Here is a 19,312-nt window from a genome sequence, read left to right as displayed (position 1 = left end):
AATCGCGCTGCCATGTTCCACATCGTCCTTGTGCACCCGGAGATCCCGCCGAACACCGGCAACGTGATCCGCCTGGCCGCCAACACGGGGTGCACGCTGCACCTGGTCGAACCGCTCGGCTTCGCGATGGAAGACAAGCTGCTGCGACGCGCCGGGCTCGACTACCACGAGTACGCCGCGGTGCACCGTCATGCCGACTGGTCCGCGCTGCGCGAGGCGCAGCGCGCCGACGGCGGCCGCCGCTTCGCGTTCAGCACGCGCGGCACCGGACGCTTCGCGACCATGGCCTGGCAACCGGGCGACTGGCTGGTGTTCGGCAGCGAGACCGCCGGCTTGGCCGACGAGGTGCTCGCGGACTTCGCACCCGAGCAGCGCGTGCGCCTGCCGATGCGCGCCGGCCAGCGCAGCCTGAACCTGAGCAACACCGTCGCGGTGGTGGTGTTCGAGGCCTGGCGTCAGCAGGGCTACGCGGGCGGGGACTGATCCTCGGTCTCGGGGCGGGCTTCGCGGCCCATCAGCTGGCGCAGGGCCTGCGCCGGCGCCAGCCGGCCGTCGAGCACGGCAACGACCGCATCGGTGATCGGCATCTCGACGCCGAGCGAGCGCGCCCGCGCCTGCACCGTCGGCGCGGTGGGCACGCCCTCGGCGACGTGGCCGAGCCGCGCGAGGATCTGCGGCAGCGGTTCGCCCGCGGCCAGCAGCAGGCCGACCTTGCGGTTGCGCGACAGGTCGCCGGTGGCAGTCAGCACCAGGTCGCCCAGGCCCGACAAGCCCATGAAGGTCTCGGCCTTGGCGCCCAGCGCCAGCCCGAGGCGCGTCATCTCGGCCAGGCCGCGGGTGACCAGCGCCGCGCGCGCATTGAGCCCGAGCCCGAGGCCATCGGCGATGCCAGTGGCGATCGCCAGCACGTTCTTGACCGCGCCGCCGACCTCGACACCGATCGCATCGGTCGACGTGTAGACGCGCAGGCTCTCGCTGTGAAAGGCCTGCACGGCGAGCGTGGTGAGCGCTTCGTCGGCGCTGGCCGCGACCAGCGCGGTCGGCTGCCCGCGCGCCACCTCGAGCGCGAAGCTCGGACCCGACAGCACGCCGGCGTGCGCCTGCGGCCGCAACTCGCGCGCGATCTCGTGGCCGAGTGCACCTGTCGTGCTCTCGAAGCCCTTGCACAACCACACGACGCTGGCCGCCGCCGGCAGCCGCAACAGCTGCTCGCGCAGGCCGGCCATCGGCGTGGCGATCACCAGCAGGCCGTCGTCGCCGGCGTGCGCCAGGGCCAGCGCATAGTCGTCGACCACCGACAGCGCCGCCGGCAGCAGCACCTCGGGCAGGTAGCGTTGGTTGCAGCCGGTGGCACGCAGCGCGACGGCCTGAGCCGGGTCACGTGCCCACAACATCACCTCATCGTGGCGGGCCGCCGCGGCGACGGCAAGCGCCGTGCCCCAGGCCCCGGCGCCGAGCACGCTGATGCGCATCGGCGTCAGCGCCCGCCGGGCCGCCCCAAGGGCGCTGCGCCCCCACGGGGGGCAGCGAACGCAGTGAGCTTGGGGGCCATCTTCAGTTCGCGCTGCTCAGCACGCCGCTGCCATTGCCGTTCTGCGCCTGCGCCTGCTGGGCCTCGAACATCGCCTGGAAATTGACCTCGGTCAGCATGATCGGCGGGAAGCCGGCACGGGTGCAGACGTCCGACACGATCGCGCGCAGGTAGGGGTAGATCATCTGCGGGCAGACGATGCTGAGGATGCCCTGCAGCTGGTCCTCGGGCACGTTGCGGATCTCGAAGATGCCGGCCTGCTTGGCCTCGATCAGGAACAGCGTGCGGTCGACCAGCTTGGTCGTCACCGTGGCGGTCACGGTGACCTCGTAGACACCCTCGGCGATCCCGCCGGCGGCCATCGCCAGGTTGATGTCGACCTGCGGCTGCTGCTGCTCGAGCAGGATCTGCGGCGAGTTCGGCTGCTCGAGCGACAGATCCTTCAGGTACATGCGCTGGATCTGGAACACCGGGGTTGCGTCTTGGTCGGCCATGATGAGCGTTGCTTGGTCGTGTAGGAAATGGAAAAGCCCGCCACCGTCTCTGTCGGGGCGGGCTGGCTGCGGCGCGGATTATCGCTCTCAGGCCTGCTTCAGCAGCGGCACCAGCCCGCCGTTGCGGTCGAGCTGCATCAGGTCGTCACAGCCGCCCACATGGGTGTCGCCGATGAAGATCTGCGGCACCGTGCGGCGCCCGGTCAGCTCGATCATGCGGTCGCGCTCGGACGGGTTCAGGTCAACCCGCACCTCGTCGATCCGCTCGACGCCGCGCTGCTTGAGCAGCGCCTTGGCGCGGATGCAGTACGGACAGACCTGCGTGGTGTACATGCGGACGGCATTCATCGGGACAACTTGGGCGATCAGTGGCGATGCGCAATTGTCCCGAGGTCCGGATTTCCCTGCAGAAGCTCGGTCATGCCCGACTTCGGGCCAAAAGCTTCAGGCGCCCTTCTGGACCGGCAGGTTGGCTTCGCGCCAGGCATTCAGGCCGCCGGCGACGGCGACGGCCTTCTCGTAGCCGGCCTTGCGCAGCTGCCCGGCGGCGCGGCTGGCGCGCGCGCCGGTGGGGCACATCAGCAGCACCGGCAGCGTCTTGTTCGACGGCAGGTCCTTCGAGCCCTCGAGCGAGGCGAACGGGATGTGGCGCGCACCGGCCGCATGGCCGGCGGCGTACTCGGCCGGCTCGCTGACATCGACCAGCACGCCTTTTTCGCGGTTGATCAGCCGCACCGCTTCGGCGGTGCCGACGGCGCCCATCTGGCTCTTCTGCAGCGTCTGCCACAGCAGCAGGCCACCCGAGGTGGCGGCCAGCAGGATGAGCATCCAGTTATCGATGATGAATTTCACGGGCGTCAGTCGGCAGGCGTCTCGAAAGGGGCTGGATTATAGAATTCGCCCCTTTGCCGTCGCCTTCGAACCGCCCTCATGTACAAGCTCGTGCTGATCCGCCATGGTGAATCGACCTGGAATCTCGAGAACCGCTTCACCGGCTGGACCGACGTCGGGCTGACGCCCACCGGCGTCGCGCAGGCGCAGGAAGGCGGCCGGCTGCTGAAGGCCGCGGGCTTCGAATTCGACGTCTGCTACACCTCGGTGCTCAAGCGTGCGATCTGGACGCTGTGGCACGCGCTCGAGGAGCTCGACCGCACCTGGCTGCCGATCGTCAACGACTGGCGATTGAACGAGCGCCACTACGGCGCGCTGCAGGGGCTGAACAAGGCCGACATGGCGCGCGAGTACGGTGACGAACAGGTGCTGGTCTGGCGCCGCAGCTACGACACGCCGCCGCCGGCACTCGACCCGGGCGACCCGCGCGGCCAGCGCCAGGACCCGCGCTACGCGCAGCTCGCGCCCGAGCAGATCCCGCTGACCGAGTGCCTGAAGGACACCGTCGAACGCGTGCTGCCGTGCTGGAACGAGGTGCTCGCGCCGGCGATCCGCAGCGGCCAGCGGCTGCTGATCTCGGCCCACGGCAACTCGATCCGCGCGCTGGTGAAGTACCTCGACGGCATCAGCGATGCCGACATCGTCGGCCTGAACATTCCGAACGGCGTGCCGCTGGTCTACGAGCTTGATGCCGATCTGAAGCCGATCCGCCGCGAATACCTCGGCGACCCGGAAGCCGTCGCGCGGGCCGCGGCGGCGGTCGCCAACCAGGGCCGCGCTTGATCGGCGTTATTCGGCCAGCCCGTACAAGCGCTCCGGCGGCACCCGCTGCACCAGCGAGGTGTCGGTCACCGCACCCTTGATCGCATAACCCGGCTGGCCGGTGTCGCGGCGCATCGTCGTGACGGTGGGCGTGCCGGACTTGTCGGTGATCGCCGCGGCCAGCGGCGTCAGCGCGGTGCCGCCGCGGCGGATCACCACTGCCTGTTCGCCGGAGACGAGCTGCACCACGTTGCCGGGCGGAAAGATGCCGTACTCCTTGATGATCGCCGAGGCCAGCGGGCTGCCGCCGGCTTCAGCGAACATCTGCCGCGCCGCGTCCTGGATCGACAGCGCTGGGCGATCCGTGCGGGCGCTGATCTTGGCGATGAAAACATCGGCCATGCGCAGAGCGATCGCCGTTTCGGCGATGTTCGTGAGCTGCTGCGGGTAACCGCCGGGACCCTTGCGCTCGTGGTGTTGCTGCACCGCCTCGAGCCAGCGCGGATCGTCGACGCCGGCGGCGCGCAGCTTGTCGGCCGCGGCCTGCGGATGCGCGCGCACCTGCTCGCGCTGCGGATCGGTGATGCGCCCCATCGTCGCGATGCGGCCCTGCAGCTCGCTGATGGTGAGGTTCATCGTCAGCGCCGCCTTGACCAGGCTGCGCACCGCGCCGGGTTCCCAGCCGACGCGCTGGCCCATCAGCTGGCAGACCAGCGCCGTGTTCAGCGCATGCGTCAGGCCGTACAGCGGCAGGCGGCGCGGGTCCTGGCGCACCGACAGGAAGATCGCGATGTCGACGTCGCGCTGCACCAGGTCCATCTGCAGCGTCGCGAACTCGTCGCAGCGAGCCGGGAAATCGGGTTCGTCGATGCTCTTGAGCAAACGGTCAAGATGCCAGGCGGACTGTTCCCACAGATCGAACAGCGTGCGGCGGCGACCACCGGCGTTGTCGGCCTCCTTGCTGCGGCCTTCCTTGTAGGCTTTGACCTCTTCCTGGTCGGCATACAGGCCGCGTGCCATCAGCGCCGCGAGCTGCTGCTCGTTGTCGATGACCTGGCCGCGCGCCAGCAGCAGCTTGCCGTGCTCGTCGCGGACTCCGAATGGCAGCGCTGCGCCCACCTTCAACTGGCTGGACACCAGCCTGAGGAGTTGCGACGCCAATTCCGTGCGCTCCTTCGCCGTCCCAACGGCGCGCCCACTGTAAGGGCGAAGTCAGCGTTCGCCTAGCCGGTGCTACCCGTACCCGCTGCGAGGCCGCGCACCGCGTCGGCCAGCAGCGGCGCGACCGGGATCACCGCGGATTCGTGCGGCACGGCGTCGCTGGCCCAGACATGGCGCACGCCGGAAGCGCGCAGCTGCGCATAGGCATCGCCGACGAACAGCGCATGCGTGACCGCGACGTCGACGCTGGCCGCTCCAGCCGCCAGGCAGGCCAGCGTGGCCTCGATCAGCGTGCGGCCGGTGCTGGCCACGTCGTCCATCAGCACGATGGCGCGGCCGGCGAGCGGCAGCGTGGGCGGGAGCGTGACATGCACGTCGCGATCGCCGCGGCGCTGCTTGTGGCAAGTGGCGTAGTCCAGCCCGAACGCGCGGCCGGCTTCGGCGACCCACTGCAGCGCCTCCTCGTCGGGACCCAACAGCAGCGCCTGCGGCACCTCGCGCTGCACCCAGGCGCCGAGCGCGCGCGCCGCGGTGACCGAGACGGCGCGGCAGCCGGGCATCACGTCGTCGAGCGATTGGATGCGATGCAGGTGCGGGTCGATCGTCACCAGAGCGTCCACTTCGCGCGCCAGCAAGCCGGCAATGTGACGCTGGCTGACCGCTTCGCCGGGCGTGAAGGCGATGTCCTGGCGCATGTAGGCGAGGTACGGGCTGACCAGCAGCACGCTGCGCGCGCCGAGCTCGCGGGCCGCCGGCGCGGCGATCAGGATCTCGACCAGCTTGTGATTCGGCTGGTGCAGGCCGCGCAGCAGCAGCACGCTCTCGGGTAGCGCGGGCGGCAGCGTGAGCTTGAGCTCGCCGTCGGGGAAACGATGGCGCTCGATGCGCTCGAGCGGCAGCGCCAGCGCGGCGGCCAGGGCCTGCGCGAGACGCCACTCATCGTCGAAGGCCAACAGCAGCGCAGGACTCATCGCATCTCCTGCGACGCATTGTGATCGGGGTGCAGCGCCTGGTCGATCAGCGTGCGGACGTGAAGAGCCAGCGCGCGCCGGTCGGCGTGGCGGGTGCCGAGGGGCGGCAGCGCGCGGATGTGCACCTGCAGGCCGTCGGCGCAGGCCACCGACCACAGGCTGTCAATCAGCGTGGTCTCGCCGAGCCAGGCCACCACCGGACTGAAGCGCTCGCCCGGTGCGGCGTAGCGCAGCACCAGCGGCTGCGCCGGCACGCCGGTGGCGATTGCCGCCTGCAGCAGGTTGGCATGGAAGGGCAGCAGCGCCGCGCCGTCGCCGGTCGTGCCTTCGGGAAAGACGGCCACCGCGTCACCGCGCTCCAGCGCAGCCGCCATCTGGTGCACGACGCGCAGCGCATCGCGCTTGCGCTCACGCTCGATGAACAGCGTGCCGACCGCGCCGACCAGCCAGCCCAGCAGCGGCCACTGGCGCACGTCGGCTTTCGAGACGAAGCGCGCACGCGGGCAGGCGGCGTGGATCGCCAGGATGTCGAGCCACGAGACGTGGTTGGCCAGCAGCAGCACCGCGCCGCTGCGCACGCCGCCTTCGACCACCGGCTGCAGGCCGAGCAGGCGCAGCAGCTTGGCGGCCCACCAGCCGATGCGCGCCTGACGGCCGGCGGCATCGAGCGTGCGCCAGCGCAGCGCAACGATGGCCATGCCGTGGCCGACATGCATCGCGACGCGCACGAGGCGCCCTGCGGCGCGCAGCCGCCGTCCCCAGGTCGCCATCGCCGTGCCGGATCAGGCCTCGAAGGCCACGGTGCCGGCGACCAGCGTCGCGCGCACGCGGCCCGGCAAGGCCATGCCGGTGGCCGCGAAGTTGAACGGCGTGTGCCGGCCCTGGCTGCGCAGCGAGGGCGGCACGACGGTCCAGGTCTGGTCCGGATCGAAGATGCAGACGTCGCCGACGCCACCTTCGATCAGCCGGCCGGCGCTCGAGGCCAGCGAGCCCAGCGCGTCACCGAGCACGCGCACCGGCTCGCTGGTCACGCGTGCCAAGGTCGCCGGCAGCGCGAGGCCGGCCTCGTCGCCCCACTTCAGCGCCAGGCTCAGCAGCAGCTCGAGGCCGGTCGCGCCGGGCTCGGCCTCGGCGAACGGCAGATGCTTGGCATCCTCGTCGACCGGCGTGTGGTCGGAGACCAGCGCATCGAGCGTGCCGTCGGCCAGCGCGGCGCGCAGCGCGTCGCGGTCGGCGCCCTGGCGCAGCGGCGGCGTCAGCCGCATCGCCGAATTGAAGTAGCCGATGTCGACATCGGTCAGGTGCAGCGAGTTGATGCTGACGTCGGCGGTGAGCGGCAGCCCCTCCGCCTTCGCGGCCCGCACCAGCGCGACGCCGGCGGCGCTCGACAGCCGGCACAGGTGCACGCGCGCGCCGGTGATGCGCTGCAGCTCGATGATCGTCTGCAGCGCGATCGTCTCGGCGGCCACCGGCACGCCGGCCAGCCCGAGCCGGGTCGCCACCGCGCCGCTGGCCGCGACGCCCTGGCCGAGCCAGGCGTCCTGCGGCCGCAACCAAACGCTGTAGCCGAAGGTCGACGCGTACTGCAGCGCGCGCATCAGCACCAGCGTGTCGCGCACCGGCGTCTCGGCCTGCGAGAAGCCGACGCAGCCGGCCTCGGTCAGCTCGGCCATCTCGGTCAGCACCGCGCCCTCGAGGCCGCGCGTCAGCGCGCCGAGCGGGAACAGCCGGCACAACGACAGCTTGCGGGCGCGGAACTTCAGCATCTCGACCAGGCCCGGCTCGTCGAGCGTCGGGTCGGTGTCGGGCGGGCAGACGAGGCTGGTCACGCCGCCGGCCGCCGCGGCGTTCAGCTCGCTCTCGAGCATGCCCTCGTGCTCGTGGCCCGGCTCGCGCAGCCGCGCGGCCAGGTCGACAAGACCCGGCGCGACGACGCAGCCGCTGGCATCGATCACCCGGCTGGCGTCGAAGTCGGCGCCGATGCGGCCGATCGACACGATGCGGCCGGCGGCGATCGCCAGGTCGGTGGTCTCGTCGCGGCCCGAGGCGGGGTCGATCACCCGGCCGTTCTTGATCAGGATCTTCATGCTTCGTTGCCCGCGATGATCGACATCACCGCCATGCGCACCGCGATGCCGAAGGTGACCTGCGGCAGGATCACGCTGTGCGTGCCGTCGGCGACCGACGAGTCGATCTCGACGCCGCGGTTGATGGGCCCTGGATGCATGACGATCGCATCGGGCTTGGCGAGCGCGAGCTTGTCGTCGGTGAGGCCGTAGTTCTTGAAGAACTCGCCGGCCGAGGGCAGCAGCGCGCCGCTCATGCGTTCGTTCTGCAGCCTGAGCATGATGATCACGTCGGCATCGCGCACGCCTTCGGCCATGTCGTGGCAGACGCGCACGCCCATGCCTTGAAGGTCGCCCGGCACCAGCGTCTTCGGGCCGACCGCGCGGATGTCGGGCACGCCGAGGATCGTCAGCGCATGGATGTCCGAGCGCGCGACGCGCGAGTGCACGATGTCGCCGACGATGGCCACCGACAGCTGCCGGAAGTCGCGTTTGAAGTGGCGGATCGTGTACATGTCGAGCAGCCCTTGGGTCGGGTGCGCATGGCGGCCGTCGCCGGCGTTGACGACGTGCACGTGCGGCGCGCAGTGCTGCGAGATCAGGTAGGGCGCGCCCGATTCGCCGTGGCGCACGACGAACATGTCGGCATGCATCGCCGACAGGTTGGCGATCGTGTCGAGCAGGCTCTCGCCCTTGGCGGTCGACGAGCGTGCGATGTCGAGGTTGATGACGTCGGCCGACAGGCGTTTGGCGGCGATCTCGAAGGTCGTGCGGGTGCGCGTCGAGTTCTCGAAGAACAGGTTGAAGACGCTCTTGCCGCGCAGCAGCGGCACCTTCTTGACCTCGCGCTCGTTGACCGACAGGAAGGTGCCGGCGGTGTCGAGGATGTGCACGAGCACTTCGCGCGGCAGGCCCTCGATCGACAGCAGGTGGATCAGCTCGCCGTGCGGGTTGAGCTGCGGATTGCGTTTGTGCAGCATCAGTCTTGCTTTGCTCGAACGGAGAACGCGAAGCGCCCGTCGTCGGCGCGGGCCAGCGACAGCCGCTGCTCGGCCGGCAGCACGACCTTGGCGGCGGCGAAGGCGGGCTGGATCGGCAGCTCGCGGCTGCCGCGGTCGACCAGCACCGCCAGCGTCACGCTGGCCGGGCGGCCGAAGTCGAACAGCTCGTTGAGCACCGCGCGGATGGTGCGGCCGGTGTAGAGCACGTCGTCGAGCAGCAGGATGTGCGCACCGTCGACGGCGAACGGGATCTTCGTCGGGTCGACACCGGAGGCGAGCCCGCGCTCGCCGAAGTCGTCGCGGTGCAGCGTGCTGGAGATCACGCCGGGTTTGCCCGGCAGCTGCAAGTCGGCCTGCAGGCGCTCGGCGAGCCAGGCGCCGCCGGACCAGATGCCCAGCAGGCTCATCTCCGGCCGCCACAGGCCGCGCACGCCGGCGCGCAGCTCGGCGTACAGCGCCTCGGCATCGAGGGTCAGGGTGCTCATCGCAGGTCTCGAAGGTATTGGTCGAGGATCACGGCCGCAGACGCGGCATCGACATCGGGGCCGCCGTCGCGCGCGGCTTCGGTCGTCGAGTAGCGCTCGTCGACCTCGTGCACCGGCAGGCCGAAGCGGCCGTGCAGTTGGCGGGCGAAGCGCTGCGCGCGGCGCGTATTGTCGTGCGGCGCACCGTCCGGGTGGTAGGGCACGCCGACGACCAGCGCCGCCGGCTGCCACTCGGCGATCAGGGCACCGATGCGGTTGAAGCGCGCAGCACCGGTTTCGGCAATCGTCGTCATGGCGCTGGCCTGGCCGAGCAGCGTGTTGCCGGTGGCGACGCCGACGCGCTGCGTGCCGAAATCGAAAGCCAGGAACGACAGCGGGCGCTCGATTGCAGCGCCACCACTCATGCGTGCCCGGCCTCCTGGCTCAGCATGCGCGGATCGATGCCCAGCAAGGACAGCGCGCGGTCGTAACGCTGCTCGATCGGCGTGTCGAAGATGATCTCGCGCTGCGCGTCGACGGTGATCCAGCCGTTGCGGCCGATCTCGTCCTCGAGCTGGCCGGCGCCCCAGCCGCTGTAGCCCAGCGTCACCAGCAGCTTCTTCGGTCCGGCGCCTTGCGACAGCGCTTCGAGCACGTCCTTGCTGGTCGTCATTTCCAGCCCGCCGGGGATCGACAGCGTCGAGTTGTACGGCCGCTCGGCGTCGCCCAGGCGCTCGTGCAGCACGAAGCCGCGTTCGGTCTGCACCGGGCCACCGAAGAACACCGGCTGCTCGGCGAGCTCGGGGGAATCGAGGCTCAGCTCGATGCGCTCGAACAGGTTCTTCAGCTTGATGTCGATCGGCTTGTTGATCACCAGCCCGAGCGCGCCTTTTTCGGTGTGCTCGCACAGGTAAACAACCGAACCGGCGAAGGTGTCGTCGGCCATGCCGGGCATGGCGATCAGGAACTGGTTGGTCAGGTTGATCCGGTCGGACGACATGCTGCGCATTCTATGACCGGCGCTATCGCGCGGGCGTCCGCCGCGGCAGCCTCAGGGTCCGGGATGCTTGTAGCGCGAGACCAGGCTGCCGAACTGCTGCGGCCATTGCGCCAGCGCGGCGGCGTCACCGTCGAAGACGCTGCGCAGGAAGGCCAGCGACAAGGCCTGCGTCGCCTGCTTCACCTGCGGGTTCAGCACCGTGCCGCCGGTGCCGCCGCGGTCGGTGAAGATGCTGTGCGAGCCGCCTGCGAAGACCGCCAGCGTCTTGCGCGGGCCGCCGGTCGCCTCGTAGACCGCCAGCCGGTCCTCGGCCGGCGAGTAGTAGCCCGGCACGCGGATCACGTCGTCGGTGGCCGTGACGTGCAGGCTCGGCACCTCGATCGCGCCGAGGATGCGCTGCACCGACGATTCGCCGTAGAACGGCGGCGCCGAGATGACGATCGCCGCCTTCAGCCGCGCATCGCGCAGCGCGATCGGCTGGCCGTCGCGCTCGACGCGCGCGCCGACGGCCAGCAGCGTCGTGTTCGCGCCGTACGAATGGCCGGCGGCGACGATGCGCTCGGCGTCGATGTGCGCGGCCAGTTCGCCGCCGAGCAGCTGGTCGAGCGCGAAGCGCAGGTCGTGCACCCGCGCCAGCGCCTCGCCCTCCTGAGCCGCGGCCTGCAGGCGGCCGACGACATTGAAGACATTGCCCTGCCAGACGCCGCGATCGCTGCCGACGTGCTGCAGGTGCAGGCTGGCGTAGCCGCGGCTGGCCCAGAAGCGGCCGAGGTAGCTGTAGCCCTGGCGCGAGCCGCCGATGCCGTGCGAGAAGACGATCAGCGGCACCGCCTTGCCGGCGGCCGCGCTGTCCGGCAGGTACAGCCGCACCGGTACCTTGCGCTGGCGCGGCGCGTCGACCCAGTCGAAGTCGCGGGTCGAGAAGCCGGCCAGCGGCGCTACTTCGATCACCGCCGGCGCGGGCGGGGGCGGCTCTGGCGCGAGCGGCGTCTCGCCGGCGCGCACCGAACAGAAAAACGTGCCGACGAGCGGCACGACGAGAGCGAGCGGGAGGAGGCGGCGCCTGAGCATCGCCGTCAGAGCCGGGCAGCCTCAGAAAAGTTCGACGTCGCCGACCTTCGAGTCGTCGGCGAGCTCGCCGCGGGCGATCAGGTCGGCATGGCTGCAGACCTGATTGCGGCCGTGCGTCTTGGCCCAGTAGACCGCCTTGTCCGCGCGCTCGAAGGCCGAGCTCGGTGTGTCGCCCGGCTTCAGCACGGTGTAGCCGACCGAGACGGTGATGTTGCCGACCTGCGGAAACTGGTAGCTGGCGACGCTGGCGCGCAGCCGTTCGAATGCGCGGCCGGCGTCGGCATCGCTGGCGCAGCGCATCATCACGACGAACTCCTCGCCGCCGAAGCGATAGAGGCGGTCGTGGTAGCGGAAGCACGAGCGCATCAGGCGTGACAGCAGCAGCAGCACTTCATCGCCGATCAGGTGGCCGTAGCGGTCGTTGACCGACTTGAAGTGGTCGATGTCGAGCACGCCGATGAAGTGCGCCTGCGTGCTGGCCCGGACGCGTCGTTCACCCGCCGGGGCCGTGTTGTCCTCGGCCGGCTGGCTCGACAGCTTGTAGAACGCCTCGTCGAAGGTCTTGCGGTTCAGCAGGCCGGTCAGCGTGTCGCGCTCGGAGTAATCGAGCAGGCTCTGGAAATTGCGGTAGATGCGCAGGATGCTGACGACCAGGCGCAGCTGGTCGACATCCAGCGGCGCCACCGATTCGAGCTCGACGACGCCGGCAACGTCACGGTCGGTGAACAGCGGGAAGATCGTGACGTGCGGCGTGCCGGGAACGTTGACCGGCTCGTGGGTATCGATCGCCGCCACGCGCGCGGGAAACTCGGCCAACCGCGGCAGGCTGTCGAACTCGACCCACAGCGGATCGGCGGTCGCCGCCGCCTCGTCCGCGGCCAGCCGGGCCCGCGTCAGCCAGCGCCGGCTCGACTCCTCGCCGACGCAGCGGTGGATCGCGACGCGCTGCGGCTCGAGCAGGTCGCGCAGCGCGCCGGCGAGCGTGGTGTCCAGCACGTCGCGGTCGCGAAAGCCGGTCAGCTCGGCAAGATGGTCGACTACCTTGGACATGGGCCTTGGAAAACCTGGGCGCCGCGTCTGCCGTCGGCTAGACGGGCGCTACCCGGCGCGTGTAGTTTGCCACCAGGCCCAGCAGTTCATCCTCGGCAAACGGTTTGCCGAGGTAATGGTTCACACCGAGCTCGGCCGCATAGTCGCGGTGCTTCTGGGCGATGCGCGAGGTGATCATGATCACCGGCAGCCCGGCCAGCCGCGCGTCGACGCGCATGTTGCGCACCAGGTCGAAGCCGTCCATGCGCGGCATCTCGATGTCAGTCAGGACCACGCTGGGCAGTTCGTCGGCCAGCTTCTCGAGGCCGTCGAGGCCGTCCTTGGCCAGCGTCACGCGATAACCCTCGCGCAGCAGCAGGCGCTGGGTGACGCGGCGCACGGTCAGCGAATCGTCGACCACCAGCACCAGCGGCGCCTGCTCGGCTTCGGCTTCCTGCGTGACCTGCTCGGCACCGCGGCGCGCGGCTTCGAGCGCCGCGAGCGTGGCCGCGCGTGCACTGCCGGCATACAGCGCCGCCAGCGCGACCGGGTTGTAGATCAGCGCCGGCGCGCCGGACGGCAGCAGCGTCATGCCGGTCAGGCCCGGCAGGCGCGACAACTGCGGTCCGAGGTGCTTGACGACCACTTCCTGGTTGCCGATCACTTCGTCGACGTGCAGCGCGATGCGCTGCGCCGCACTGCGGATGACGATGATCGCCACGCTGCGGCCCGTCGCCACGCCCAGCGGCGTGCCCTGCAGCAGTGCGCCGAGCCAGAAGAACGGCAGATCGTGGCCGCTGAACGGGTAGTGGCCGGACTGGTAACACACCGGCAGCTCGGCCGCCGGCAAGCGGCGCACGATCTCGATCAGCGTCGACGGCACGGCAACCGTCAGGTCGGCGCAGCGCAGCATCACCACTTGCGTGACCGCAGTGGTCAGCGGCAGCACCAACCGGAAGCTGGTGCCCTGGCCGGCGGCGGTGGCGGTCTCGATGCGGCCGCCCATCGCGTTGACGTCGGCCCGCACCACGTCCATGCCGACGCCGCGGCCGGCGAGGCCGGTGACCTGCTCGGCGGTCGAGAACCCGGCATGGAAGATCGTCGCGGCGATCTCGCCTTCAGTCGGCTGCGCGTCGGCAGCCAGCAAGCCCATCGCGACGGCCTTCTCATGGATGCGCGGCAGGTTCAGGCCGGCGCCATCGTCGCGGAAGTCGACGCCGACTTCGTTGCCTTCCTGCGTCACCGAGACGGTGATCGTGCCGGCCGGCTCCTTGCCGCGCGCCTGGCGCTCGGCCGGCAGCTCGATGCCGTGCGCGACGCTGTTGCGCAGCAGGTGTTCGAACGCACCGGTCATCCGGTCGAGCACGCCGCGGTCGATTTCGATCGAGCCGCCGACGATGTCCAGCCGCACCTGCTTGCCGGTTTCCTTCGCCGCCTGGCGAACGACGCGGTACAGGCGCTCGGACAGGCCCTCGAACTCGACCATGCGCGTGCGCAGCAGGTCGTCCTGCAGGTCGCGCGTCAGCCGGGCCTGGGTCGCCAGCTCGTCCTCGGCCGACTGCAGCGTGCGCTGCAGGCCGCGCTGCACGGTGGCGACGTCGTTGACCGACTCGGCCATCATGCGGGTGATTTCCTGGAAGCGCGTGAAGCGGTCCATCTCCAGCGGATCGAATTCCAGCGCGGCGGCGCGCGCGGCTTCCATCCGCGTGGCGATCTGCGACTCGGCCTGCAACTCGATGTCGCGCAGCTGGCGGCGCAGGCGTTCGAGGTTGTCGGTCAGGTCGCCGAGCGCGCCCTTGATCTGCCCGACGTCGGATTCGATGCGCGCCCGCGTGATGCTGACCTCGCCGGCGTGGTTGACCAGCCGGTCGAGCAGCGGTGCGCGTACGCGCACGGCTGCGACCTGGGTGGCCGCGCCGGGGCGGGTTTCGGGCTCGGCGGTGGACGACGCACCGCGCTCGAAACGGCTCCAGTCGATGACGCGAGGCGCGGTGGTCGGCGGCTGCGGCGCACGCGGTGGGGGCGCCGGCGCAACCGGCTCCGGCGGCGCTTCGAGCGCTTCGCCGAGCGGCATGTCGAGCGTCGACTCGAGGGTCGATTCGAGCGTCGAGTCGGCGTCGAGCTCGAGCACCGGCTCGAGCCCGGAATCGACCGCATCGACCCGCGACGGCTCATGCACGACGTGCGCCGAAGGCACCACGCCGCCGCCGCGACGCAGCGCATCGAAGTGCGCTTCCATCGCATCGGCCCGCGCCACCAGCGGCTCGATGTCGTCGGCATGAACGTGCTGCGCGGCGAGCAGATGCTCGATCGCGGTTTCGAGGCGGTGGGCCATTTCGCCCAGGCGCATCGCACCGGCCAGGCGCGCCCCGCCCTTGAGGGTGTGCAGCGTGCGCATGCAGGCCGACGCGGCCGACGGCTCGCCGGGACGACGCGCCCAGTCGCGCAGGCGGGCCTGCAACTGCGGGATCAGCTCGAGGCCTTCTTCCTCGAAGATCGGGAACAGCTCAGCGTCGATCGCATCGACCTCGTCGATGTCCTCGTCGGAATCGAGCGCGTCGACGCGCACCGGCGCCGGCCGCGCGGCGGCTTCGGGCAGCGGCGCGAAGGGCATCAGCGCCGGCTGGCCGAGCTCGCCCATCAGCGTCGTCGGCGCGTCGATGTCGATCGCCGGAGCGACCTCGTCGGCCGGCTCGATCTCCAGCGGCGCCTCGGGGACTGCGTGCTCGATCTGGTACAGCCGGTCGGCCAGCTCGGCCTCCGGCGCGCGCAGGAAGCCGGCGGCAAATTGGTGCAGCAGGCGGCGGATCTCCTCCGCCGTCTCGGCGAAGACCTGCGCCTCGGCACCACGGCCCTGGCCACGATCGTTCGAGCGCATCAACGCATGTTCGAGCGAGCGGGCGAGCGCCGACAGCTCGGCATAACCGACCGTCGCCGAGCTGCCGGCCAGCGAATGCGCCAGCGCGACGGCGGTGGAGCCGACCGGGCGCTGCTGCTCGTGCGTCCACTCGGCAAGCTCGGTCGACAGCCGGCGCGACAGCTCGTCGGCTTCGTTCAGGTAGATGTTGAACAGCGGGATGCCGATGCGCAGCTCGCCGATGACCTTGACCTGCTCGGCCTCGTCTTCGAGGGCGCCGGGTTCGGTCGGCGCGGCGGCTTCGGCTTCGGCTTCGGCTTCGGCTTCGGCTTCGGCTTCGGCTTCGGCTTCTGCTTCTGCTTCGGCAGCGGTTTCGGTTTCGGCTTCGGCTTCGGCCTGCACATCGACCACCGGGACATCTTCGAGTGCCTCGGCAGCGTCGACGGTCGCCGGCGGCTCGACCGGCACGCCGAGCGCCTCGATCGCGTCCGGCGCGAGCAGCTCGGAATCGACCTCCGGGGCCGGCTCGACGAGCTCGGGGGCCACGGCCTCGGTCGGCACATCGGTGCCATCGAGCGGCTCGATGGTCTCGGCCAGCGCGGCCGGCACCAGCAACTCGTCGAGTGCATCGGTGGCCTCGTCGACGACGTCGGCGACATCCACCGCAGCCACTGGCGCGTCGACGGCAGCGTCGTCGAGGATCGGCGGCAGCGGCTCGACCTCGTCCGACAGGTCGATCAACAGCGTGTCGGCCGGTTCGACGGCTGCGACGGGATCCAGCTCGATCGACTCCGGCAGCTTGAGCTCGAATTCCGGCTCCAGCGTGTCGCCTGCGGGCAGGGTCTCGGCAGCCGGTGCCGCGGGCTCCAGCGGCGGCAAACCCAGATCGAGGTCCGACGCGGCCGGCAAGTCCGGCACCACGGTGTCGAGCGGCGGCCACGCCGAGGCGCGATCGGCCGTCGTCGGCGCCGGCGGCTCGTCTTCGGCTGCCGCTGGCGACCGCAAGGCGAGCGTCTCTTCGGCGCTCAGCCGCAAGGTTTCTTCGGGTTGCAGCGCGAGGGTCTGCTCGGCGTTCAGCGCGAGCGTCTGCTCCGCACTCAGCGCGAGCGTCTGCTCGGCGCCCAGCGGCAGTGTCTGCTCGGCTGCAGGCAGCGCCAGCGTTTGCTCGGCATCCAGGTCCAGCCTGAGCAGGTCGTCGGATCGCAACGCCAGCGTCGCTTCGGCATCGGCCGTCGGCAGCGGTTCGGCCACGGCCGGGCCGTCGAACGGAGTCTCCAGCTCGGGCAAGCCGAGCTCGATCGTCTCCACGACCTCGATCTGCGGAACGACCTCGGGCGCCGCTTCGGTCAGCGGCAGCGTGAGCGCGACCTCGTCGGCCGGTTCGCTCGCCGGTTCGACGATCTCGATCACTTCGACCACGTCGGCGGCAGGCACCACCTCGTCGGCAGCCGGCGCTGCGGCGGCTGCCAGGCTCGCCGCCAGCGGCAGCCAGCGGCCTTCCAGCCGCAGCGTGTCGGCGCTGTGGCTGACCGGCTGGTGCCGGAAGCCGCCGTCGCGGCGCTGCTCGATCGCGTCGACCCACTGCTCGAAGTGGTCGAGCACCTCGGCGGTGAAGCCGCGCAGGTCGCCATCGGCCGCGGCGCTGTCGGCCAGGCGTGCGTTGTACAGCTGCTCGCAGGCCCAGCCGGCTTCGCCGAATTCGCGCAGACCCACCATGCGCGAGCTGCCCTTGAGCGTATGGAAGGCACGGCGCACCGTCGTCAGCGCGGCAGCGTCGTCGGGCTTGTCGTTGAGCTCGGCCAGCGCGGCCTGGGCGTTGTCGATGACCTCGTGCGCTTCCTCGAGGAAGATCTCGCGCATCTCGGCGTCTTCTTCGAGGCCGGTCTCGCCGGGCGCCGTCGGCGGGCTCGGCGGCGGCACCGGACGCGACGGTTCGACCTCCAGCGGTGCGGCGATCGTCGTCGCGGCGACGAAGTCGTTGATCGAGGCCAGCGCCTGGTGGCGCGCCGCGTCGATCGACGCCGGATCGGCCTCCGCCGCGTGGGCCATCGTCGAATGTGCGCGGCTGGCCACTTCGGCCAGCGCCGGCTGATCGGCGGCACGGGCCTGCTGCGACAGCCGCTCGAGCTCGCGTGTCAGCTGATGCGGGTCGACGTCCGGCAGCGCGCCGACCGACGCCAGCGACTGCGCCTGCTCGACCAGCACCGGGGCGTCGTCGGCCGCGGCGTCGAGGTCGGCGAAACCGCTGCTGCGTTCGGCACGCGAGATCACCGCGCTCAGGTTGCCGGTCGCCGGATCGAAGCGGAACAGCGACTTGGCCAGCTGCGGTTGCACGCTGACCATGTCGATCAGGAAGCTCAGTGCGCCCAGGTTGTCGGCCAGCCGGTCGAAGCTGCCGACCTCGGCCGCGCGGGCCGCATCGACCTCGGTGTTGGCCAGCTCGTCGACATCGTCGCGCATGCGCAGCACGGCCTGCGACGCCTGGTCCATGCCGAGCACCGACAGCACGCCGCGCATTGCCGACAGCTGCGCCGGCACCGGGAACAGCAGCTCGCGCTGCACCGGATTGCGGAAGTACTGGTCGATCTGCTTCTCGATCTCGGACAGCGACGCCCGCAGCTCCTGCACCACGCTGCCCATCGTCTGGCGATCGGAGACGCGGCGGTACAGCTCCTCCATCCAGCGGTCGAGCGCGCCCGGGTCGCGGCCGGCGCGCACGTCTTCCATGCGCTGGGCCAGCCGGCTGACGCGCAGCGCCATGTCGGGATGGTCGAAATCGGCGTCCTCGAGCGAGGCATCGATGTACAGCAGCGCGGTCGCGACTTCCATCGCCAGCTCGGCGGGGGGCTCGGCACCGGATTGCAGCGTCTGGGCGGCTGCGCCCTGCAGCGCCGCGGCGAGCGTCTCGCCGTCGGGATACAGCCGCTGCAGCGAATCGCCGACCAGCGTGAACGGCTCGGTCAGGCCGCTCAGGCGCTGCAGCTCGCCGGCAGCGACCGCCGACCAGCATTCCTTCGCCGCAGCGACGCGTTTGCGCGCCTGCACGATCCACGCCGGATCGAAGCGGCCGAGGCGTGCCGACTGGTAGTCGACCGGCGGCTCGTCGGCGAGACCGAACGCGCTGCGCACCGCCGTCAGGCGCGGGCCGGCGGGCTTGTCGCCGCTGGTCGCGGCCTGCGCGCAGAAGAAGAGCAGGTCCTGCGCCAGCCGGTCGGACGCGTCCGCCTGCGGGCCGGCGCGCAGCTGCGCGAGCAGCCGCGACGCGACGCGCTTGCCGTAGACATCGGCCGGCAGCAGCCCGTCGCCATGGGCTTCGAAGAACGCGGCCGCGAGCTGCCACAACGTCACCGTGCGCGCCTCGCTGGCGCCGGCGGCCATGCCGGCGAACAGCTCGCTCATGCGCGTCGCCGCCGCCGGCGCCGGGCCGCGCATCAGCGGCAGCAGCTCGGCCTCGACGCGCGTCATCAGCTCAAGATCGGCCTGGCGCGGTTCGGCAGCAGTGTCCTTCGCCAGCTGATGCCATTCCCATTCGCGGCCCCAGAGGTCCGCCGGGTGCACGCGGCTGGCGCCGGCCAGCTCCTGCAGGGCGCGGTACTGCGGGAACATCAGCAGCGGCGACACGCCCTTGCCGGCGAGCCGCCGCGCGAGGAAGTCGAGCACCGCGAACGAGCCCTGCTCGATCGTGCGCACGGCGGCGAGCGTGATCAGCTTCGGCCGTGCGGCCAAACGCTGGATCGCGGTCTCGGCCGCCCGCAGCGGCTGGGCCGCGACGCCCAGGCCGACCAGTTCGAGCGCACCGACGCTCTGGTGCACCAGCGTGCGCGCCTGCCGCAGCACCGCCGGGTCGACGCTGTCGACATCGGAGTTGCCGAGCGCCTCGGATTCCTTCAGGTAGCGGTACAACGCCTTGTGGGCGTTGTCGAGCGAGCGGCGCAACTCGTCGTACACCCAGGCCAGGGTGCTCAAGTCGTCGTTCATGCCGGGTTCGTTCGTCGTGGCCATCGTGCGCTGCAC

The 19,312-nt window shown here is 70.9% G+C and carries 17 protein-coding genes; 2 read left to right on the top strand and 15 right to left on the bottom strand.

Annotation, left to right across the window (positions count from 1 at the left end):
• Positions 1-12 precede the first annotated feature (12 nt).
• Entirely contained in the window at positions 13-483 is a 471-nt protein-coding gene (locus HLB44_RS07190; protein ID WP_173121868.1) for a tRNA (cytidine(34)-2'-O)-methyltransferase, read from the top strand.
• On the opposite strand, the gene HLB44_RS07185 is transcribed toward HLB44_RS07190, so the two are convergent.
• The 4 genes from HLB44_RS07185 to HLB44_RS07170 all read right to left on the bottom strand — a co-directional run bounded on the left by HLB44_RS07185 (position 465) and on the right by HLB44_RS07170 (position 2,877).
• Positions 465-1,472: an NAD(P)H-dependent glycerol-3-phosphate dehydrogenase gene (locus tag HLB44_RS07185; protein ID WP_173121867.1), complete on the bottom strand. Its 1,008-nt coding sequence runs from the start codon at positions 1,470-1,472 to the stop codon at positions 465-467. The genes HLB44_RS07190 and HLB44_RS07185 overlap by 19 nt on opposite strands.
• Positions 1,473-1,554: 82 nt before the next feature.
• A complete protein-coding gene (gene secB, locus HLB44_RS07180; RefSeq protein ID WP_173121866.1) occupies positions 1,555-2,025 on the bottom strand; it encodes a protein-export chaperone SecB in 471 nt (156 codons plus the stop codon).
• An 87-nt stretch (positions 2,026-2,112) separates the two neighbouring features.
• Complete coding sequence (gene grxC / locus HLB44_RS07175) at positions 2,113-2,373, bottom strand: glutaredoxin 3 (RefSeq protein ID WP_173121865.1); 261 nt, start codon at positions 2,371-2,373, stop codon at positions 2,113-2,115.
• 96 nt (positions 2,374-2,469) lie between these two features.
• A complete protein-coding gene (locus tag HLB44_RS07170) occupies positions 2,470-2,877 on the bottom strand; it encodes a rhodanese-like domain-containing protein (RefSeq protein WP_173121864.1) in 408 nt (135 codons plus the stop codon).
• 78 nt (positions 2,878-2,955) lie between these two features.
• Between HLB44_RS07170 and gpmA the strand changes: the two genes are divergently transcribed.
• Positions 2,956-3,699, top strand: a complete 744-nt coding sequence (gpmA, locus tag HLB44_RS07165) for a 2,3-diphosphoglycerate-dependent phosphoglycerate mutase (protein ID WP_173121863.1) — start codon at positions 2,956-2,958, stop codon at positions 3,697-3,699.
• Between the two features lie 6 nt (positions 3,700-3,705).
• Here the strand turns inward: gpmA and HLB44_RS07160 are convergent, their stop codons facing one another.
• The 11 genes from HLB44_RS07160 to HLB44_RS07110 form a co-directional block, all read right to left on the bottom strand.
• The gene (locus HLB44_RS07160; protein ID WP_173121862.1) at positions 3,706-4,839 is read right to left on the bottom strand and encodes an HD-GYP domain-containing protein; all 1,134 of its coding nucleotides are present in this window, start codon (positions 4,837-4,839) and stop codon (positions 3,706-3,708) included.
• 62 nt (positions 4,840-4,901) lie between these two features.
• Positions 4,902-5,810: a ribose-phosphate diphosphokinase gene (locus HLB44_RS07155; protein ID WP_173121861.1), complete on the bottom strand. Its 909-nt coding sequence runs from the start codon at positions 5,808-5,810 to the stop codon at positions 4,902-4,904.
• Positions 5,807-6,580 carry a lysophospholipid acyltransferase family protein gene (locus HLB44_RS07150; RefSeq protein ID WP_173121860.1) on the bottom strand — a complete coding sequence of 258 codons (774 nt, stop codon included), beginning with the start codon at positions 6,578-6,580 and terminating at the stop codon, positions 5,807-5,809. The genes HLB44_RS07155 and HLB44_RS07150 overlap by 4 nt, the downstream gene beginning before the upstream one ends.
• 12 nt (positions 6,581-6,592) lie before the next feature.
• Positions 6,593-7,897 carry a dihydroorotase gene (locus HLB44_RS07145; RefSeq protein ID WP_173121859.1) on the bottom strand — a complete coding sequence of 435 codons (1,305 nt, stop codon included), beginning with the start codon at positions 7,895-7,897 and terminating at the stop codon, positions 6,593-6,595.
• Positions 7,894-8,856: an aspartate carbamoyltransferase catalytic subunit gene (locus HLB44_RS07140; protein ID WP_173121858.1), complete on the bottom strand. Its 963-nt coding sequence runs from the start codon at positions 8,854-8,856 to the stop codon at positions 7,894-7,896. Before HLB44_RS07140 ends, HLB44_RS07145 begins: the two co-directional genes overlap by 4 nt.
• Positions 8,856-9,362, bottom strand: coding sequence for a bifunctional pyr operon transcriptional regulator/uracil phosphoribosyltransferase PyrR (pyrR, locus tag HLB44_RS07135; protein ID WP_173121857.1), 507 nt, complete (start codon positions 9,360-9,362; stop codon positions 8,856-8,858). The genes HLB44_RS07140 and pyrR overlap by 1 nt, the downstream gene beginning before the upstream one ends.
• Entirely contained in the window at positions 9,359-9,766 is a 408-nt protein-coding gene (gene ruvX, locus HLB44_RS07130; protein WP_173121856.1) for a Holliday junction resolvase RuvX, read from the bottom strand. The genes pyrR and ruvX overlap by 4 nt, the downstream gene beginning before the upstream one ends.
• Complete coding sequence (locus HLB44_RS07125; RefSeq protein ID WP_173121855.1) at positions 9,763-10,341, bottom strand: YqgE/AlgH family protein; 579 nt, start codon at positions 10,339-10,341, stop codon at positions 9,763-9,765. The genes ruvX and HLB44_RS07125 overlap by 4 nt, the downstream gene beginning before the upstream one ends.
• 51 nt (positions 10,342-10,392) lie before the next feature.
• Positions 10,393-11,292: an alpha/beta hydrolase family protein gene (locus tag HLB44_RS07120; RefSeq protein WP_217283558.1), complete on the bottom strand. Its 900-nt coding sequence runs from the start codon at positions 11,290-11,292 to the stop codon at positions 10,393-10,395.
• Between the two features lie 141 nt (positions 11,293-11,433).
• Positions 11,434-12,462 carry a GGDEF domain-containing protein gene (locus tag HLB44_RS07115; RefSeq protein WP_173121853.1) on the bottom strand — a complete coding sequence of 343 codons (1,029 nt, stop codon included), beginning with the start codon at positions 12,460-12,462 and terminating at the stop codon, positions 11,434-11,436.
• Positions 12,463-12,499: 37 nt separating this feature from the next.
• The gene (locus HLB44_RS07110; protein WP_173121852.1) at positions 12,500-19,300 is read right to left on the bottom strand and encodes a hybrid sensor histidine kinase/response regulator; all 6,801 of its coding nucleotides are present in this window, start codon (positions 19,298-19,300) and stop codon (positions 12,500-12,502) included.
• Positions 19,301-19,312 lie beyond the last annotated feature (12 nt).

Origin of the sequence: Pseudaquabacterium terrae (genome assembly GCF_013266755.1) — a bacterium.
Lineage (GTDB): Bacteria > Pseudomonadota > Gammaproteobacteria > Burkholderiales > Burkholderiaceae_C > Pseudaquabacterium > Pseudaquabacterium terrae.
This window is presented reverse-complemented; position numbering and strand designations above follow the sequence as displayed.

What these genes read in the sequence shown, in the direction of transcription:
- HLB44_RS07190 (WP_173121868.1), top strand. Translation starts at nt 13, where the DNA reads ATGTTCCACATCGTCCTTGTGCACCCGGAGATCCCGCCGAACACCGGC.
- HLB44_RS07185 (WP_173121867.1), bottom strand. Translation starts at nt 1,472, where the DNA reads ATGCGCATCAGCGTGCTCGGCGCCGGGGCCTGGGGCACGGCGCTTGCC.
- secB (WP_173121866.1), bottom strand. Translation starts at nt 2,025, where the DNA reads ATGGCCGACCAAGACGCAACCCCGGTGTTCCAGATCCAGCGCATGTAC.
- grxC (WP_173121865.1), bottom strand. Translation starts at nt 2,373, where the DNA reads ATGAATGCCGTCCGCATGTACACCACGCAGGTCTGTCCGTACTGCATC.
- gpmA (WP_173121863.1), top strand. Translation starts at nt 2,956, where the DNA reads ATGTACAAGCTCGTGCTGATCCGCCATGGTGAATCGACCTGGAATCTC.
- HLB44_RS07155 (WP_173121861.1), bottom strand. Translation starts at nt 5,810, where the DNA reads ATGAGTCCTGCGCTGCTGTTGGCCTTCGACGATGAGTGGCGTCTCGCG.
- HLB44_RS07150 (WP_173121860.1), bottom strand. Translation starts at nt 6,580, where the DNA reads ATGGCGACCTGGGGACGGCGGCTGCGCGCCGCAGGGCGCCTCGTGCGC.
- HLB44_RS07145 (WP_173121859.1), bottom strand. Translation starts at nt 7,897, where the DNA reads ATGAAGATCCTGATCAAGAACGGCCGGGTGATCGACCCCGCCTCGGGC.
- HLB44_RS07140 (WP_173121858.1), bottom strand. Translation starts at nt 8,856, where the DNA reads ATGCTGCACAAACGCAATCCGCAGCTCAACCCGCACGGCGAGCTGATC.
- pyrR (WP_173121857.1), bottom strand. Translation starts at nt 9,362, where the DNA reads ATGAGCACCCTGACCCTCGATGCCGAGGCGCTGTACGCCGAGCTGCGC.
- ruvX (WP_173121856.1), bottom strand. Translation starts at nt 9,766, where the DNA reads ATGAGTGGTGGCGCTGCAATCGAGCGCCCGCTGTCGTTCCTGGCTTTC.
- HLB44_RS07125 (WP_173121855.1), bottom strand. Translation starts at nt 10,341, where the DNA reads ATGTCGTCCGACCGGATCAACCTGACCAACCAGTTCCTGATCGCCATG.
- HLB44_RS07115 (WP_173121853.1), bottom strand. Translation starts at nt 12,462, where the DNA reads ATGTCCAAGGTAGTCGACCATCTTGCCGAGCTGACCGGCTTTCGCGAC.
- HLB44_RS07110 (WP_173121852.1), bottom strand. Translation starts at nt 19,300, where the DNA reads ATGGCCACGACGAACGAACCCGGCATGAACGACGACTTGAGCACCCTG.